This window comes from Salinisphaera sp. RV14 (genome assembly GCF_052044135.1).
In the GTDB taxonomy this organism is placed as follows: Bacteria; Pseudomonadota; Gammaproteobacteria; order Nevskiales; family Salinisphaeraceae; genus Salinisphaera.
On the sequence record NZ_JBQDYF010000009.1, the window covers coordinates 77,110 to 94,586 of the forward strand.

Annotated in this window: 18 protein-coding genes; 3 read left to right on the forward strand and 15 right to left on the reverse strand. The window is 65.1% G+C overall.

Annotated features, from left to right (window positions below; translation table 11 throughout):
* Window positions 1-152: 152 nt before the first annotated feature.
* The 4 genes from pstA to ACS8Y6_RS10870 all read right to left on the reverse strand — a co-directional run bounded on the left by pstA (window position 153) and on the right by ACS8Y6_RS10870 (window position 4,353).
* Window positions 153-1,043 carry a phosphate ABC transporter permease PstA gene (gene pstA / locus ACS8Y6_RS10855; RefSeq protein ID WP_440848412.1) on the reverse strand — a complete coding sequence of 297 codons (891 nt, stop codon included), beginning with the start codon at window positions 1,041-1,043 and terminating at the stop codon, window positions 153-155.
* A 6-nt stretch (window positions 1,044-1,049) separates the two neighbouring features.
* A complete protein-coding gene (pstC, locus tag ACS8Y6_RS10860) occupies window positions 1,050-2,057 on the reverse strand; it encodes a phosphate ABC transporter permease subunit PstC (protein WP_440848411.1) in 1,008 nt (335 codons plus the stop codon).
* Between the two features lie 97 nt (window positions 2,058-2,154).
* A complete protein-coding gene (gene pstS / locus ACS8Y6_RS10865) occupies window positions 2,155-3,225 on the reverse strand; it encodes a phosphate ABC transporter substrate-binding protein PstS (RefSeq protein ID WP_440848410.1) in 1,071 nt (356 codons plus the stop codon).
* Between the two features lie 114 nt (window positions 3,226-3,339).
* Window positions 3,340-4,353, reverse strand: a complete 1,014-nt coding sequence (locus ACS8Y6_RS10870) for a quinone-dependent dihydroorotate dehydrogenase (RefSeq protein ID WP_440848409.1) — start codon at window positions 4,351-4,353, stop codon at window positions 3,340-3,342.
* A gap of 93 nt (window positions 4,354-4,446) precedes the next feature.
* On the opposite strand from ACS8Y6_RS10870, the gene dusA reads away from it, so the two are divergent.
* Genes dusA through ACS8Y6_RS10885 form a run of 3 tightly spaced genes read left to right on the forward strand, consistent with a single transcriptional unit; the run spans window position 4,447 to window position 6,733 of the window.
* Window positions 4,447-5,448 carry a tRNA dihydrouridine(20/20a) synthase DusA gene (gene dusA, locus ACS8Y6_RS10875; RefSeq protein ID WP_440855551.1) on the forward strand — a complete coding sequence of 334 codons (1,002 nt, stop codon included), beginning with the start codon at window positions 4,447-4,449 and terminating at the stop codon, window positions 5,446-5,448.
* A gap of 54 nt (window positions 5,449-5,502) precedes the next feature.
* The gene (locus ACS8Y6_RS10880) at window positions 5,503-5,988 is read left to right on the forward strand and encodes a peptidylprolyl isomerase (RefSeq protein WP_440855552.1); all 486 of its coding nucleotides are present in this window, start codon (window positions 5,503-5,505) and stop codon (window positions 5,986-5,988) included.
* 10 nt (window positions 5,989-5,998) lie between these two features.
* The gene (locus ACS8Y6_RS10885; protein ID WP_440855553.1) at window positions 5,999-6,733 is read left to right on the forward strand and encodes a UDP-2,3-diacylglucosamine diphosphatase; all 735 of its coding nucleotides are present in this window, start codon (window positions 5,999-6,001) and stop codon (window positions 6,731-6,733) included.
* Here the strand turns inward: ACS8Y6_RS10885 and ACS8Y6_RS10890 are convergent, their stop codons facing one another.
* From ACS8Y6_RS10890 to ACS8Y6_RS10940, 11 genes are all read right to left on the reverse strand, one after another.
* Window positions 6,734-7,531, reverse strand: coding sequence for a ferritin-like domain-containing protein (locus tag ACS8Y6_RS10890; RefSeq protein ID WP_440848405.1), 798 nt, complete (start codon window positions 7,529-7,531; stop codon window positions 6,734-6,736).
* Entirely contained in the window at window positions 7,531-8,721 is a 1,191-nt protein-coding gene (locus tag ACS8Y6_RS10895; RefSeq protein WP_440855554.1) for an O-succinylhomoserine sulfhydrylase, read from the reverse strand. The genes ACS8Y6_RS10890 and ACS8Y6_RS10895 overlap by 1 nt, the downstream gene beginning before the upstream one ends.
* 198 nt (window positions 8,722-8,919) lie before the next feature.
* On the reverse strand, window positions 8,920-9,651 hold the full coding sequence (locus tag ACS8Y6_RS10900; protein WP_440855555.1) for an NYN domain-containing protein: 732 nt from the start codon (window positions 9,649-9,651) through the stop codon (window positions 8,920-8,922).
* Window positions 9,648-11,159, reverse strand: a complete 1,512-nt coding sequence (gene purF, locus ACS8Y6_RS10905; protein WP_440848402.1) for an amidophosphoribosyltransferase — start codon at window positions 11,157-11,159, stop codon at window positions 9,648-9,650. Before purF ends, ACS8Y6_RS10900 begins: the two co-directional genes overlap by 4 nt.
* A gap of 33 nt (window positions 11,160-11,192) precedes the next feature.
* Window positions 11,193-11,732, reverse strand: a complete 540-nt coding sequence (locus tag ACS8Y6_RS10910; RefSeq protein ID WP_440848401.1) for a CvpA family protein — start codon at window positions 11,730-11,732, stop codon at window positions 11,193-11,195.
* A 70-nt stretch (window positions 11,733-11,802) separates the two neighbouring features.
* Complete coding sequence (locus ACS8Y6_RS10915; RefSeq protein ID WP_440855556.1) at window positions 11,803-12,555, reverse strand: SPOR domain-containing protein; 753 nt, start codon at window positions 12,553-12,555, stop codon at window positions 11,803-11,805.
* Window positions 12,548-13,816, reverse strand: coding sequence for a bifunctional tetrahydrofolate synthase/dihydrofolate synthase (folC, locus tag ACS8Y6_RS10920; RefSeq protein WP_440848399.1), 1,269 nt, complete (start codon window positions 13,814-13,816; stop codon window positions 12,548-12,550). The genes ACS8Y6_RS10915 and folC overlap by 8 nt, the downstream gene beginning before the upstream one ends.
* Window positions 13,813-14,715: an acetyl-CoA carboxylase, carboxyltransferase subunit beta gene (gene accD, locus ACS8Y6_RS10925; protein ID WP_440848398.1), complete on the reverse strand. Its 903-nt coding sequence runs from the start codon at window positions 14,713-14,715 to the stop codon at window positions 13,813-13,815. The genes folC and accD overlap by 4 nt, the downstream gene beginning before the upstream one ends.
* On the reverse strand, window positions 14,712-15,563 hold the full coding sequence (trpA, locus tag ACS8Y6_RS10930) for a tryptophan synthase subunit alpha (RefSeq protein WP_440855557.1): 852 nt from the start codon (window positions 15,561-15,563) through the stop codon (window positions 14,712-14,714). The genes accD and trpA overlap by 4 nt, the downstream gene beginning before the upstream one ends.
* Window positions 15,560-16,810, reverse strand: a complete 1,251-nt coding sequence (trpB, locus tag ACS8Y6_RS10935; protein ID WP_440848396.1) for a tryptophan synthase subunit beta — start codon at window positions 16,808-16,810, stop codon at window positions 15,560-15,562. Before trpB ends, trpA begins: the two co-directional genes overlap by 4 nt.
* Entirely contained in the window at window positions 16,807-17,472 is a 666-nt protein-coding gene (locus ACS8Y6_RS10940) for a phosphoribosylanthranilate isomerase (protein WP_440848395.1), read from the reverse strand. The genes trpB and ACS8Y6_RS10940 overlap by 4 nt, the downstream gene beginning before the upstream one ends.
* Window positions 17,473-17,477 lie beyond the last annotated feature (5 nt).

A 17,477-nucleotide genomic window follows, 5' to 3' on the forward strand; every position in this document is an offset into this window, starting at 1 on the left:
GCCGGGCACGAAAACACGCGAAATACCGGCGCGAACCCGCGTTGCCACAGGCAAGCATAGTAGCCCGCCACCCGAATGGCCGTCCATCGACGGCGCAACGCGGCGCCCTCGCATGAAACGCGCGGCCCCCCTGGGAGGCGCCCATCAGACGGTTAACGCCCCTTTTCGATATAACGCAGCAGCAGGCGCGAGCTTAACGTGATGGTGAGGGCGAAGAAGGTGATCAGCAGGGCCGCGGCGAAGGCCAGCTTGTGGGCCGACTCGAACGGTTCGTTGATGAACGACCAGATGACGTAGGTCAGGTAGCCCACCGGCTCCTGGGTCAGTTGGCCGCTCCACGTGTAATTGGACCAGCCCACGGTGTAGATCAGCGGCGCTGTCTCGCCCATGGACAGGGCCATGGCCAGCAACAGACCGGTCAGAATGCGGCCCGCGCAACTCGGCATCAACACGCGCAGAATGACGCTGGCCTCCGAGGCGCCCAGCGAGTACGCGGACTCGCGCAGACTGCCCGGCAACGCGACCAGTGCCAACTCGGTGGTGCGGGCAATATACGGAATAATCATGATCGCCAGCGTGATCGCACCGGCGAGCACGGAGAAATGCCAGCCCAGGGCCACGACCATGGTGATATAGCCGAACAGGCCGAGCACGATTGACGGCACGCCGACCAGCACATCCCCCATGAAGCGCACCACCCGCGAAAACAGATGATGGCGTTTTTCCGAGCAATACACGCCGACACCGATGCCCAGCGGGCCCGCGATGGCCACCGAGCCGACCGTGAGCAGCGCCGTGCCTTCGATCGCGTTCAGAAGACCGCCGGACACGCCCTGTGTGGGTTCGGTGAACAGCTTGAGATTGAGCGCGGAAAACCCGCCCACCGTGACTTCCGCCAGAATATCAACCAGCGCCGCGGCCAGAATCAGGAAACTGGCACCGCAGATGGTCCAGCCGATATAGCTCACCAGTCGTCGCCGGTGGTACCGGACCCGCGACTTGGCGTCGAGGGCGAACGCCGTATTCGCAAACGTTTCACTCATGTTCGGTTACTCTCTTATCTGCCAGAGCAGCAGGCGCGCGACCGCGTTGACGATCACCCCCATGATCAACAGCACCAGACCGATCTCGGTAAGACTGTTCACCGCCATGCCGGTCGGGTCCTGCAGCGCGCTGTCCAGCTGCGAGACAATGAAAGCCGCCATGGTGGACATCGGGTTATAGATATTCGTCGGCACCGCCAAGGCGTTACCACTGACCATGAGAACCGCCATGGTTTCGCCCAGCGCACGCCCCAAGCCGAGAATGGTCACGCCGATGATGGCGCGCCGAACCTGGGGCATGACCACCTTGCGCAACACCTCGAAGCGCGTCGCACCCAGCGCAAAGCCGGCCTCGACTTCGCTCTGGGCCACCGCGGAAATGGCCTCGCGCACGTTGGCCGTGATGATCGGCACGACCATCAGCGCGAGCACGATGCCCGCGGTCAACAGACCGTAGCCGGCCCCGACCGGGCGGCCGAAACCCGGGATGAAGCCCAGCACATCCGCCATATAGGGATACACATAATGTGAGGCCAATGGTATGACAACGACGTACCCCCACAGCCCGAACACCACACTGGGCACCGCGGCCAGTAGTTCGACGATGGCCGCGACCAGATCGCGCACACCGGCCGGAACGATCTCGGCGATGAACATCGCCGCCAGCACCCCGACCGGCACCGCGAACAGCAGCGCCAATCCGGAACTCGCCAGGGTGCCAAAAATCAGAAAGAAAATGCCGTAGCTCGCGCCCGGCAGGACCATATGGCCATCGACCGTGGTCGGCGTGCCGTATTGGCTGCCCAGATTCCAGTCGTTACTGCCCAGAAAACCCAGGCCATTGAACTGGAGCGCAGGCCACGCCTTCCACGTCAGAAAAAGGAAAAGTCCGACCAGGAGCGCGGGAATGATCAGCGAGAACAAGCGCAGCAACAGGGCGAACAATACCCGCTGAATGCTTTGCCAGCGCGCATTGCGCCGAGTCGAGACGAAATCCGCAGTAACTTCGGACATATTGGTTTTATCTGCTGGCCGGAAACGCGTAAGAGCCGGCACCCCGGCGGCGCGCATGCACCGCCGGAGCCCGGCTCATCAACGCTGCACCCGGACTTTAGCCGTGGATCTTGTCGATCTGGTTCAGCGTGAGCTTACGCGCCGGAGCGGGCAGCGGCATGAAGTGAACCTGCTTGAGGTACTGCATGCTGTTGCCGCCATCCGAGCTCACCGCCCAGGTCAGGAAGTTCTTCAGTTCCTTGGCGGTCTGCTCATCCGACTGCTTCGACTGTACGAGCACATACTCGTAGTTGATGATCGGATAGGACTTCTTGCCCGGCGCGAAAATCAGGCTGATGCGCTCGCTCTTCGGCGTCTTCGGCACCATCTGAGCGGCCGCCGCCGGGACAGTCTTCTCGTCCGGCTGCACGAAGTTGCCGGCCTTGTTCTTCAGCATCGCTTCGCCCAGACCGGCCTTGTCCGTCTGATCCTTGTAGCTGACACCGATGTAGGCGATCGAGTACGGATTGTTACCCAGCGCGGTCACCATGCCCGAGTTGCCGGTCGCGCCGATGGCGCCCTGCACATTCGGCCAGCTGACGGTCGTGCCGTAACCCGCCTTCCAGTGATGCCCGGCCGACTTGGTCAGGAACTGGGTGAACAGGAAGGTGTCGCCACTGCCGTCGGCGCGATGGAGCGGCACGATGCGCTTGTGCGGGAGATCGGCGCCATGGTTCATGGATTCGATCTTCTTGTTATCCCAGTAGCGGATCTTGCCGCTGTAGATCTCGGCCAGCACCGGACCGCTCAGCTTGAGATTGGCATCATTCTCGCCCGGCACGTTGTAGTTGACCATCTGCGAGGAAATCGCCACCGGGATGTTCAGCATGCCCGGATGCTTTTTCATCTGCGCGTTGCTGAGGTAGGCATCCGAAGCGCCCATCTGCACGATGCCCTGGGTCGACTGGGCAATGCCCGTGCCGCTGCCCGTGGCTGCCGTGTTGATTTTGAGATCGCTGTGGTTGCTTGTGTAGGCGGGAACCCACAGGTTGAACAACGGATACAACAGGCTGGAACCGGTTTCGGTCAGCGTCGTGGCGCCGAAAGCCACGCCAACCGATGACGCCACAAGGGCAGCGCCGGCGATCGCTTTGACCGAACGACTATAGAAAGGATGATTATCGAACATAAACCTCGTGCTCCTAATATTTTTAGGTGAAGCGCCCTAGGTCTTCGCAATAGGGTAGCCACACTTTGCATGGACTATGTGACGAAAACATGACAGCACTTTCCCCGTCCCGGCTCATTCATTTCGCGAAATCGCCGTCACACAATCGTTAACCAGCGCCGGCCCGCGATAGATCAACCCAGTATAAATCTGCACCGCACGGGCCCCCGCCGCAATCTTTGCCGCCGCATCCGCGCCGTTCATGATCCCGCCCACCCCGATAATCGGTATATCCTCGGCAAGACGTGCATGCAGCGCGGTAATCACGCGATCAGAGGCCGCTCGAACGGGCCGTCCGCTCACCCCGCCCGCCGCCTCGCGCCAGGCCAGAGGCAGATCGGCACGCGCCGTCGTGGTGTTGGTCGCGATCACGCCATCGATGCGATGATAACGTAGGCGGGCCACGATCGCGTCGATGCCGGCCTCGTCCAGATCCGGGGCGATCTTGAGCGCGAGCGGCACATAGCGCCCGCGCGCCTCGGCCAGCCGGTTGCGCTCGGCCACGACCGCCGCCAGCAGCGCATCCAGCGCATCCTCGCCCTGCCAGTCGCGCAAGCCCGCCGTGTTCGGCGACGACACGTTGACGGTGACGTAATGGGCCGCATCGTAGACCGTGGCCAGTGCCGATATATAGTCGTCGACCGCCCTGTCGGCCGGGGTGTCCTTGTTCTTGCCGATGTTGATGCCGAGCACGCCGTCGTATCGCGACGACGTCAGATGCGCCACCAATGCGGCCGCCCCGGCGTTGTTGAAACCGAAGCGATTGAGCAACGCGCGCTGCTCGGGCAGTCGAAACAGGCGCGGTTTCGGATTGCCGGGCTGAGGCTTCGGCGTGACCGTGCCGACCTCGATGAAACCGAAGCCGAGACCGGCCAGCCCGTCGACATGCGCGCCGTTCTTGTCGAGCCCGGCGGCCAGGCCGACCGGATTGGGCAGGGTCAGCCCCATCAGGGTCGTGGGCAGCGCCGGTACGCGCGCGCCATACAGGCGATGCGCGAGTGAGGGGAAGCGCGACAATCCACCCAGCGTGAGTTCATGCGCGCGCTCGGCCTCGAGGCCGAATAGCGCCGGTCGAATCAGCGAATACATGCAAATGCGGACTTGGAATGCATGCCTATTGTGCGGGCTGAAACGACGCAGCGCACCATTTGGTCTGGACGGCCATGATGCGATAATCGCGGCATGACCAAATATTCACGCAGAAATCCCGCGGGCGCCCGCCTGTCCGTGGCCCCGATGATGGACTGGACCACCCCGGCTCAGCGCTACTTCATGCGCCGCATCACGCGCCATGCGCTGCTGTATACCGAGATGGTCACCACTGCCGCGCTCATCCACGGCGATACCGCCCGGTTTCTGGATTATCACGCCGACGAGCACCCGCTGGCGCTGCAGCTCGGCGGCAGCGATCCGGCGGCCATGGCGCACTGCGCGCTGCTGGCCGAGAACGCCGGCTTCGACGAAGTCGACATCAACGTCGGCTGCCCGTCGGACCGGGTCCAGAACGGCGCCTTCGGCGCCTGCATGATGGCCGAGCCGGAGCGCATTGCCGATTGCGTGGCCGACATGAAAGCCCGCGTCGCCATCCCCGTGACGGTCAAGACCCGTATCGGCATCGATCATCAGGACAGCTATGAATTCCTGCACGATTTCGCCTCGCGCGTGGCCGAGGCCGGCGCGGACCGGCTGATCGTGCATGCGCGCAAGGCCTGGTTGTCGGGCCTCTCGCCGAGGGAAAACCGCGAAGTGCCGCCACTCGACTATGCCCGCGTGCACCGGCTGGCGGCCGATTTTCCGGATCTGCCGATGTCGATCAACGGCGGCATCGTCGATCTGGATACGGCGGAAACGCAACTCGCACATGTCGACGGCGTGATGATCGGGCGCGAGGCCTATCGCAACCCCTATGCGATGGCCGGGGTGGATTCACGCTTTTTCGGTGACGATACGCCCGTGCACTCACGCCTGGATGTGGTCGAGGCCATGCGGGACTATATCGCCAACCATCTGGCCGCTGGCGGCCAGCTCAAAAGCGTCACCCGCCACATGCTCGGATTGTTCCATGCCCAGCCCGGCGGTCGCGCCTGGCGGCGCGTGCTGTCCGAACAGGGCAATCACCCCGACGCGGGTCTTGAGGTGCTTGATGCGGCGCTAGCCCCGGCCACCGGTGCGGTGCCGGCGTAGGCAACACCGGCGCATTGCCGCACAATAGCGGTTTTTGCGCGGAGCCTGTTCATCATGGTGATCTTCAAGACCAATCTCGGCGATATTCATATCGATGTCGACGAGCACAACGCCCCGATCTCGGCCGAGAACTTTCTCACCTATGTTCGCGACGGCTTCTACGACGGTGTGATCTTTCATCGCGTGATCCCGGGCTTCGTCGTCCAGGGCGGTGGGTTCGACGAAAACTTCAACCAGAAGACCACGCGCGCGCCGATCAAGAACGAATCCGCCAACGGGCTGGACAACGAGCGCGGCACCCTGTCGATGGCCCGCACCCAGGACCCGCATTCGGCCACCTCGCAGTTCTTCATCAATCTCGAAGACAACGAGGCGCTGAACGACATGGGTACACGGCCCGGCTATGCCGTATTCGGCCGTGTGGTCCAGGGCATGGAAGTGGTCGACGCCATCGCCAAGGTGCCCACTGGCGGCGCCGGGCCGTTCCATCAGGACGTCCCGCGGGACACTGTTCGCATCGAGTCGGCGGAAATCGTCTGATCGGCACGCCGTGGCCGCGACCCACTTCATCGCCGATCTGCACCTGATCGACGATCGCGAGCCGGCTGCGCGCCGGCTCGCCGGCTATCTCGCCGGCCCGGCGCGAGCCGCCGATGCGTTGTATGTGCTGGGCGATCTGTTCGATGTCTGGATCGGCGACGACGGCTCGATTCCGCAGCACGCGGCAACGCTGGATGCGTTCGCCGAATTCGCCGGCACCGGCGTACCGGTGTTCTTCATTCGCGGCAACCGTGATTTCGCCGTCGGCCCGGCGTTCGCATCACGCAGCCGCATGCAGATCCTGGATGACCCCACGGTTGCCACGCTTCACGGCGTGCCCACCCTGCTCGCCCACGGCGATGTGTTTTGCAGCGACGACATCGCCCACCAGGCATTTCGGGCCCGATACACTGACGCCCGCTGGCGACAACGGCGCCTTGCCCTGCCGTTGTGGCTGCGGCGCAGGGTGGCAAGGCGCGCGCGGCGCCGTTCGGCTCGGGAGAAAACCCGCAAGCCGATGCGCATCATGGATGTGAACGCGGCGACCGTGGCGGGCATGGCCGACGAATACCGGGCCCAGCGGATCATTCACGGCCATACCCACCGGCCCGCCGATCATCTGGACGGCCATATTGCACGCTATGTGCTGGCCGACTGGCGCGACGACCGCGCCGAAGTATTGGTCGTGGACGATAACGGCGTCGCGCGCCGGCGGCTGGACCACGCCGGGCGCTTCATCGACTGATTACGGTCGCCGCGCGTCGCGCGCGGTCAGTTCGTCCAGTTCCGGCTCGGAAAAACGCGCCTCGCGCCGTGCGGCGAGGTTGTACGGCCCGGGCGGGCCGCCGTTCATGTATTCATCGAGCAGTCGGAAAAATGTTTCGTCCGGATCGAGCCCACGTGGCTCGGCGAAGTAGCGAAACCACTTGCTGCCGATCTCCACGTGCGGCACTTCCTCGGCCAGAATCTGCTCGAAGATGGCAACGGTCTTGTCGTCGCCGACCCGCTTGAGTTTTTCGATCATGCCGGGTGTGACATCGAGCCCACGCGCTTCCAGTACACGCGGCACCAGGGCCATGCGCACCATCGGGTCGTGCGCGGTCTTGACCGCCATTTCCCACAGTCCGTTGTGGGCATCGAAATCGCCGTAGGCATAGCCGAAATCGGCCAGCCGGTCATTCAGCATCTCGAAGTGGCGTGACTCGTCGGCCGCCATCGACAACCAGTCGGCGTAATAGTCAGCCGGCAGTCCGCGATAGCGATAGGCCGCGTCCAGCCCCAGATTGATCGCGTTGAACTCGATATGGGCGATGGCATGAATGAGCGCGGCGCGGCCATAATCCGAGCCCAGGCCGCGCCGCGCCAGTTTGGCCGGATGTACCAACGCCGGACGCGCCGGGCGCCCCGGCACCGGCACGGCTTCCGCTTCGCCGGACACGACCGACAACCCGCTGGAATCGGCCGCGTGCAACGCCCGCGTGGCGAGACATTTCGCCCGCGGGTCACGCGCCATCAGCGCGGCATGCACGTCGGCCGGCGTCATCAAGCGGCCAGAGCGCGCCACAGATCGGCGATGATGTCGTCCACATTCTCCAGCCCCACCGAGATCCGGATCAGACCCTCGCCGATGCCGGCCCGGGCCCGATCCTCGGCCGAGATGCGGACATGGGTGGTACTGGCCGGATGCACGATGGTGGTGCGGGTATCACCAAGATTGGCGGTGATCGACAGCATGCGGGTGGCGTTGATGAGCTTGAACGCATCCTCGCGCCCGCCCTTCACATCGAACGACACGATGCCGCCAAAGCCGCCCGGCTGCTGCTTTACGGCCAGCTCATGCTGCGGATGCGATGCCAGACCGGGGTAATAGACATGCGCCACACCGGGCTGGGTTTCCAGCCATTGCGCGAGCCGGGCCGCGCCGTCGCAATGCGCACGCATCCGCACTTCCAGCGTCTCCAGTGCCTTGTAGAAGATCCAGGCATTGAACGGGCTCATGCTCGGCCCGCAGGTGCGCAGGAAACGAAAGACCTGGTCACCCACGATATCCGCATCGCCCACGACCGCGCCGCCGAGCGCCCGACCCTGGCCGTCGAGATACTTGGTGGCCGAATGCGTCACGATATGCGCGCCCAGTTCCAGCGGGCGCTGCAGCGCGGGCGTACAGAAACAGTTATCGACCACGAGCTTCGCGCCGTGCGCCTCGGCGAGCGCCCCGAGTGCGCCGAGATCGACGATCTCGGTCAGCGGATTGGACGGTGTTTCCACGAACAGCATCTTAGTATTCGGCTCGATCGCGGCCTGCCAGGCGTCGACGTCATCCGGCGCGACATAGCTGGTCCGGATGCCGAGCTTGCCGAGGTAGTTGTTGAACAGACCGATGGTGGAACCGAACAGCGTATGCGCGGCCACGATATGGTCGCCGGCCTCGAGCGTGGCCAGACAGGTCGCCAGAATCGCGGCCATGCCGGAACCGGTGGCCACACACGCCTCGCCGCCTTCCATCGCTGCCAGCCGGTCACAGAAGGCATCGACGGTCGGATTGGTGAAACGCGAATAGATGTTGCCCGGTTCGTCGCCGGCAAAGCGCGCCGCACAGGCCTCGGCCGAATCGAACACGAAGCTCGAGGTCATATAGATGGCGCTGCTGTGCTCGCCTTCGGGGCTGCGATGGGTGCCGGCGCGTACACCGCGTGTGGCGGTGCCCCACTCGGGGTCGTAATTAATAGTCATGGCGTCTCCTGTGAGAAGCGGCGGGCACAAAAAAACCTGCAAGCGCGAACGCAGCAGGCGGTGTCCTCTTGACGCCCGCTTAGCTGATGTTTCGATCGCAAGGACAGCGATCCGCGCCCGCAAGCTGTGCAAATCGGCGCGCGGCAAGTATGGCCCGAGGGCGGGCCGGCATCAAGCCCGGCGGAGCCGGTTGCGACGCTACTTCAAGCGTACGTAAACGATGTGAGTGTCCGCGTCGCTGCGCGACTCACGGAAATCCAGGGTCACGTAATCCAGCGATTCCATCAGCTTGCTCAGCTTGGAAAAGCCGTAGTTGCGCGAATCGAACGACGGATGATTCTTGTTCACGTAGCTGCCCACCGCACCCAGCGGCGCCCAGCCGTCATCGCGCGAGACCGCTTCGATGGCCGTGGTGAGCATACGCCGCAACTCCTTGGGATCGCCGGTCGGCGCGGGTTCGTCACGGCTCGGTTCGGCCGCCAGGATTTCAGTGAACACGAACCGGTCGCAGGCCGAGACGAACGCCGGTGGCGTCTTTTTCTCACCGAAACCATAAACCGCGAGCCCGGATTCCCGGATGCGTGTGGCCAGACGCGTGTAGTCGCTGTCCGACGAGACGATCACGAAGCCGTCGAGATGCGCCTGATGGAGCAGATCCATGGCATCGATGATCAACGCCGCGTCGGTCGCATTCTTGCCGGTGGTGTAGGCGAACTGCTGGATAGGCTGGATTGCATGATCGTGCAGGGCCCGCTTCCAGCCCTTCAGATGGGTCGTGGTCCAGTCGCCGTAGGCCCGCTTGATGCTGGCCAGCCCGAAGGTCGAGACTTCCGCCAGCAACTCGCCGCAGCGCGACGACGGCGCATTGTCGGCATCGATGAGTACGGCGAGCTTGAGATTGTCGACGGCGGAGGACAACTCGTTCGTCACGCGTCGTTATGGATTTCGAGCACGGCGTTGTCCTTCTTGCGCCGCGCCTCGCGGGTGGCATCCGCGCGGAACAGCTCGAGCTGTTCCAGATACTCGGCCGATACATCCGCGGTAATGTAGTTGCCGGTGAACACCGAATCCTCGTAGCTTTGTAGCGCGTCGTTACCGACCGACACCGCGCGCTTGAGATCATCCATATCCTGGTAGATCAGCCTGTCGGCACCGATGATCTCGGCGATCTCGTCGTCGGAGTGGCCATGCGCGACCAGTTCGGCCGCGCTGGGCATGTCGATGCCATAGACGTTGGGGTAGCGCACCGGCGGCGCGGCGGAGGCGAAATAGACCTTGTTCGCCCCCGCGTCGCGCGCCATCTCGATGATCTGGCGCGAGGTGGTGCCGCGCACGATCGAGTCATCGACCAGCAACACGTTCTTGCCAGCGAACTCCAGGTCGATCGGGTTCAGCTTCTTGCGCACCGATTTCACCCGCTGCTGCTGGCCGGGCATGATGAAGGTGCGGCCGATATAGCGGTTCTTGATGAAGCCTTCGCGATACTTCACGTCGAGTTGGCTGGCCAGCTCCACTGCTGCCGTGCGGCTGGTCGAGGGGATCGGGATCACCACGTCGATGTCGTGATCGGGCCACTCGCGCCGGATCTTGTCGGCAAGATAGGTACCCATGCGCAGCCGCGCCTTGTAGACATAGACATCGTCGATCACCGAGTCCGGGCGCGCGAGATAGACGTATTCGAAGATGCACGGCGAGTGATACGGCTGGTCGGCACACTGCTGGACGTGGATCTCACCATCGAGCGTGATCACCACGGCCTCGCCGGGGCCGATATCGCCGATGCGTTCGAAACCGAGCGCGTCCAGCGCCACCGATTCCGAGGCGATCATGTAATCCGTGCCTTCGGCGGTCTCGCGTTTGCCGTAGACCGCCGGGCGGATGCCATTGGGGTCGCGGAAGCCGACCAGGCCGTAACCCGTGATCAGCGCGGTGGCCGCATAACCGCCACGACAGCGGCGATGCACCGCCGCCACCGCCTCGAAGATATCCTCGGGCGCCAGCTGTAGACGCTCGCTCTGCATCAGTTCGTGGGCAAACACGTTGAGCAGGATCTCGGTATCGGAGTCGGTATTCAGATGCCGCCGGTCCGAGCGATACAGTTCGTCCTTGAGCTGGTCGGCGTTGGTCAGATTGCCATTGTGCGACAGGCAGATGCCATACGGCGTGTTGACGTAGAACGGCTGCGCCTCGGCGGTGGAATCCAGCCCGGCCGTGGGATAGCGGACATGCCCGACGCCCGCGTTGCCGACCAGGCGCAGCATGTGGTCGGTGCGGAACACATCCCGGACCAGGCCGTTGTCCTTGCGCAGATATAGACGTCTGCCGTCCGTGGTGACGATGCCGGCCGCATCCTGGCCTCGGTGCTGCAGCACCGTCAGCGCATCATAGATATCCTGATTGACCGGGGAGGTCGAGACCATCCCAACAATGCCGCACATAAGCGAGTCGCTCGGTTTGGAGAAGGAAAAACGTCAGGTCGAAGTCGTCGTCGGGCGGCCCGCGGGCAGCGTCGACGGCGCATCGGGATAGGTGATCGCGTTGGCGATGTCGGGCGGCAGATAACCCCGCACCCAGAGCGCGCCGGCCTCCAGCTGCCCGATGAAGATCGAGCGCTGCCACCAGCTGTCGCGCGGCACGGGGGTCACACCGGCCAGCAGGACCAGAACAATGAGCACGGCCACGCCGCGCACCACGCCGAATATGATCCCGACGGCACGATCGGTACCGGCGAAACCGGTCTGGTTGATCAGCCGGCCCAGCAGGTAATTGAAGATGGCGCCCGCGACGAGCACGCCGAGAAAGACAATTGCGAACGCCACGGCCAGACGCGCCGAACCGGAATCGATCCAGCGCTGCAGATAGACGGACGCCGGCGCCGCCAGAACAAACGCCAGATAAAAGGCCAGGACCCACGTCGCCAGACCCAGGGCTTCCCGCAGAAAACCACGGAAGAAACCGATGGTCGCCGACAATGCGACCACCACAACGATAGCGACATCGATCCAGATCATGACAGCCAGCCGCCGGAGCGAGACCGCTCAATGATAACAAATTGGGCGCGCAACCGCGGCTGGTGTGGCATCAGGGCAACTGGCGCACCAGCCCCTTGTGCCCGGCCTTGCTCAGCCGATCGGCCGCCGACTGTGCCGCCTGCTTGCTGTCGAACGGGCCGACATTCACGCGATACCAGGTCTTGCCGTTGACCTGGCCCGGGGCATATGACACCGGGAATCGGCCCTTGAGCTGGTTTGCCAGGTCCGCCGCATTGCCTTGTTGACTGAAGCTCGCCACCTGCACCACCCAGCCCTGGATACTGGATTTTTCCAGACCGGAGCTGCTGGACGACGAAGCACTGGCGGCGCCGGAGCCGGCGGCCGACGCGCCGTGATCATGCGATCCCGAATGCGGATTCCCGCCCGCCCCGTTGTTCGCGGATGCAACGCCCGATGCCGGCTTGCTCGACGGTGCGTGCGAACCCGAAGGCTTCGAAGCCGACCCGCTACCGCCATGCACCGGCGGTACGGAGAAGCCCTGCTTACTCTGCGGCGAGACCGCATCCGGTGTCGGTGCCTGCGGGCGCCCCTGACTGGCGCCACTCTCGTCGCCGCCGGCTGCCGATGGTGCCGTGGCCGGACTCGCCCCTGCCTGATCGTCGTTATCGTGACCCGCCGGCTCCGCCTTGCCATCGGGCTGCACGTCATACACGCGCATGGAGCCGCGGCCGTTGTCCTGGCTGCCGCCATGCATGCAGCGCGAGAGCAGCAACGGCGCGAGCACGCCGATGATTACCAGAATGGCAACGCCGATCAGGCGTTTTTTCATCACGTCATTCATGATCAGGACTCCGCGCCTGCGCCACGGTGAAAAATGAACCACAGACGACGATACGATCGCCCGGCACGGCCGCTGCCTGCGCCGCGGCCAGCGCCTGTTCGGGGCTGGCATGAACAGGCCCGGCATGGCGCAGCCGCGCGGCCAGCGCCTCGCCCGTCAAGCCGCGCGTACTGAGACCGTCGAGTCCGGCCGGATACAGCGCGTCGGCCCAGGGCATCAACCGCCGGCCGACGGCTTCCACCGGTTTGTCCGCCAACATACCCAGCACCACGTGTGTCCGTCCCGAAACAGGCCGCTGCTGCAGCGATTCCGCCAGCAGAGCCACCGCATCCTCGTTGTGGCCCACATCGTAGATGATCGCTATCGGAGCGTCGATAACTTCGCGCCGTCCGGGCAGTAATGCCTGCCGGGCGCAGGCGCGCCGGATATCCTCGGCGCCCGGCCGGTACCCGGCCGCGCCTGCGCCCGCGATTGCGAGGGCGAGATTGTCGGGGTGCACGGCCGCATGCGGCACGATATCGAGGCAGGTCGCGCCATCCGACCATGTCCAGCGTTGCGGCGCGCACGTCAACTCGAAATCGCGGCCCAGACACGCCAGATGCGCGCCGCAGGCCGTGGCCGCGGCCGCAATGCTGTCCGGCGGACGCCTGTCGCCACAGAGCGCCGGCCGCCCGGCGCGCATGATGCCGGCCTTCTCGCGACCGATCGCCTCACGGGTATCGCCGAGCCAATCCGTGTGGTCGAGACCGATCTGCGTGATCAGCGCCACATCGGCATCCACGATGTTGACCGCATCGAGCCGCCCGCCGAGCCCGACCTCCAGTACGGCGACATCGACCGCCATGCGCCGAAAGATGACGAGCGCGGCGAGCGTGCCGAACTCGAAGAACGTCAGGGACGTCCCGCCGCGCGCTGCCTCGACGGTCTCGAAGGCCGCGATCAGGGCCGCATCGCCGACCGGCTCGCCGTCGATGGCGATGCGCTCGTTGTAGCGCCAGAGATGGGGCGAGGTGTAGCACCCGACCCGGGCGCGCACGCCGATCAGGCCCGCGACCAGGGCCACACAGCTGCCCTTGCCGTTGGTGCCGGCCACGGTGATCGTGGCATGCGGCGGCGGCATCAGGCCGAGCCGATCGGCCACCGAGCGCACGCGACCGAGGCCAAGCTCGATCTCGCTCGGATGCATCGCCTGCTGGTAATCCAGCCACTGGGCCAGCGTCCGGCGCGCAGACGCCGGACGCTGCGGGTCCTGCTCGCTCACGCCTGGCTCGTCACCTCGGGCGTTTCGGCTTCCTCGGGCGCCGGCGGGCGATGCATGAGCGTGGACACGACGCGGTGAATGCGATCGCGTAGATCGGCACGTTCGACGATCATGTCGATGGCACCGTGCTCGAGCAGGAATTCGCTGCGCTGAAAGCCTTCCGGCAACGTCTGCTTCACGGTCTGCTCGATCACGCGCGGTCCGGCAAAGCCGATCAGCGCTTCGGGTTCGGCCACGTTGATGTCGCCCAGCATGGCGTAACTGGCCGCCACGCCGCCCATGGTCGGGTGCGTCAGTACCGAGACGAACGGCAGCCCGCGATCCGCCAGCCGCGTGAGGGCGGCACTGGTCTTGCCCATCTGCAGCAGCGAGAACAACCCCTCCTGCATGCGGGCACCGCCCGAGGCCGAGAAGAACACGAACGGCGAACTCGCCTCGATCGCGGCATGCACGCCGCGCACGAACGTCTCACCGACCACGCTCCCCATCGAGCCCCCCATGAACTGAAAGTCCATGGCGCCGGCGACGATCGGCATGGATTTGAGGCTGCCGGTCATCATGATGACCGCTTCGCGCTCACCGGAGTCCTTCTGCGCCGCCGACAGGCGATCGCGGTATTTCCTGGAGTCGCGGAACTTGAGCGGATCCCGCGGTTCGAGATCGCGGGCGATCTCGGTTCGATCGCCCGCGTCGAGAAAGAAATCCAGACGTTGGCGGGCGCGCAGGCGCTGGTGCGTGTTGCACTTCGGGCAGACATGCAGCGTCCGCTCCATCTCGGCGGTGTACAGCACCGCGCCGCAGCTGCTGCACTTGGTCCACAAGCCTTCCGGGACGCTGTTCTTGCGCCGAGAGGCATCGTTTCGCATCTGCGATGGCATGATTTTTCCGAGCCAACTCATACGCTTTCGCCCTCCTGTTCGCGTTCGTCCCGTTGCTTGGCGTCTGCCAGGTCGATCGCGGCACGCATCGCCGCCAGCGTTTCGCGCAGTTCCGCGGTGGCCGTGGCCACATCGTGCCCGTGTTCCGCGATCCGACTGACCAGCGCGCTGCCCACGATCACCGCATCCGCCACCGCGGCCACGGCCGCCGCGTTGTCCGGCGTGCGAACACCGAAGCCCACCCCGACCGGCAGCCCCGTCGCACGCCGGATCGGCGCGATCTGGGCCGCCAGACTGTCGGTGTTCAGGCTCGACGCACCGGTGACGCCCTTGAATGAAACATAGTAGATAAAACCGGCCGCGTTTTCGCAGATCCGGCCAATGCGCGACTCGCCGGTGGTCGGCGCGATCAGACAGACCGGGTCGACACCGGCCACCCGCAGCTTCGGCGCGATATCCGGCGCTTCCTCGGCGGTCATGTCGACGATCAGCGCGCCGTCGACCCCGGCAGCCGCCGCCTGTTCGCCGAATGCCTCGAGCCCCATGGAATCGATGGGGTTGAAATAGCCCATCAACACCACCGGCGTGTCGGTATCGCGTTCGCGAAACCGCGCGACCATGGCCAGCACGTCGCGCAGGCTCGTGCCGTGCGCCAGCGCACGCTCGCAGGCCGCCTGGATCACCGGGCCGTCGGCCATCGGATCGGTGAACGGTACGCCCAGCTCGATGACATCGGCACCGGCCGCCACCAGCGCATGCATGAAATCGACGGTCGCGTCCGGCCCCGGATCACCGGCGGTCAGAAAAGGGATCAGCGCGGTGCGCTGCGCCTGCTTGAGTGCGGCAAAACGATCGGCGAGACGGCTCAAAGCGTTTCTCCCTCGGCTTCGGCCACGCTGGCCATGTCCTTGTCACCCCGGCCCGACATGTTCACCAGGATGTTGGCCTCCGGGCTCATCCCGGCGGCCAGTTTCTTGGCGTAAGCGACGGCATGGGCCGACTCCAGTGCCGGCATGATGCCTTCGATGCGAGTGCATTCATGAAACGCGGCCAGCGCTTCGGCGTCGGTGACATCGACATAGTGCGCCCGGCCAATGTCCTTGAGCCAGGCATGCTCGGGCCCGACGCCGGGATAATCCAGCCCGGCCGAGATCGAATGCGTGCCCTGGATCTGGCCGTTGTCGTCCTGCATCAGGTAGGTGCGGTTGCCGTGCAACACGCCCGAGCGCCCGGCCGAAAGCGGTGCCGCGTGCCGGCCGCTGGCGATGCCGTCGCCCCCCGCTTCCACGCCGTAGATGGCGACCTCTTCATCGTCGAGGAACGGATGGAACAGGCCGATCGCGTTCGATCCGCCCCCCACGCAGGCCACCAGCGCGTCCGGCAGGCGCCCGGTTCGGTCCAGCATCTGGCGGCGCGCCTCGCGGCCGATCACCGCCTGAAAGTCGCGCACCATCGCCGGATACGGCGCCGGGCCGGCCACCGTGCCGATGATGTAAAAAGTGTCGTCCACGTTGGCGACCCAATCGCGAAGCGCGTCGTTCATCGCATCCTTGAGCGTCTTCGAGCCGGACTCGACCGGCCGCACCTCGGCGCCCAGCAGGCGCATGCGGTAGACATTGGTCGCCTGGCGGCGCATGTCCTCGCTGCCCATGAACACCACGCATTCAAGCCCCAGACGCGCGGCGACCGTGGCCGTGGCCACCCCGTGCTGGCCCGCGCCAGTCTCGGCGATGATGCGCGTCTTGCCCATGCGCGCGGCCAGCAGTGCCTGGCCGATGGTGTTGTTCACCTTGTGCGCGCCGGTATGGTTCAGATCCTCGCGCTTGAACCAGATCTTCGCCCCGCCGACCACCTTCGACAGGCGTTCGGCGTAGTAGATCGGGGTCGGCCGGCCGACATAGTCGGCCAGATCGGCATCCAGTTCGGCCATGAATGCCGGGTCCCGGCGGGCGTCGGCATAAGCCGCGGCGAGTTCGTCGAGCGGTGCCATCAGCGTCTCGGCGACGAACTTGCCGCCGTACGGCCCGAAGTGGCCCCGGGCATCGGGCATGTCGCGCCAGGCGTGCGGGCCGTGGGCTGCGGGATTCGCCGGGTCCTTGGATATCGTCGTACTCATGCCTTACCCATTTCGGTTACTGCGTTGACGAACACACGCATGCGTTCGCTGCTTTTCACACCGGGCTCGCTCTCGACCCCGCTGCTGACATCCACTGCATACGGTGCAAACCGCGCAATGGCTGCACCCACATTACCCGGCGTCAGCCCGCCCGCGATCACGATCGGCCGATCGATCGTCGCTACCGTGGCCTGCCAATCGAACGCGCGTCCCTGGCCGCCGGCCTCGCCGACGCGATTCGCGTCGAGCAGAAAAGCCGCGGCGCGCGGATGCCGCTCGGCCCAGTCGGTCAGGACCACCCCCGGCTCACCCATCGGCACAGCCTTGATGTATGGGCGATCGAAGGCATTGCAAAAATCCGCCGACTCGGCGCCGTGGAACTGGATGACATCGATCGGGACCGCGGCCAGGATCCGGACGATCTCGTCGGGATCGTCGTCCATGAACAGCGCAACCCGTGACACGAACGGCGGCAGTGCCGCCGCGATCACGGCGCCCCGTGCCGCCGTGATGCGCCGACTGCTCGCTGCCGCAAATACCAGCCCGACCGCATCCGCCCCGGCCGAGGCCGCCGCGCGCGCATCGGCGACGGAGCGCACGCCGCAGATCTTCGTGCGCACACGGTTGACCGTGATCGGCTCGGCTGTATCGAGGGCTGTCATAGACC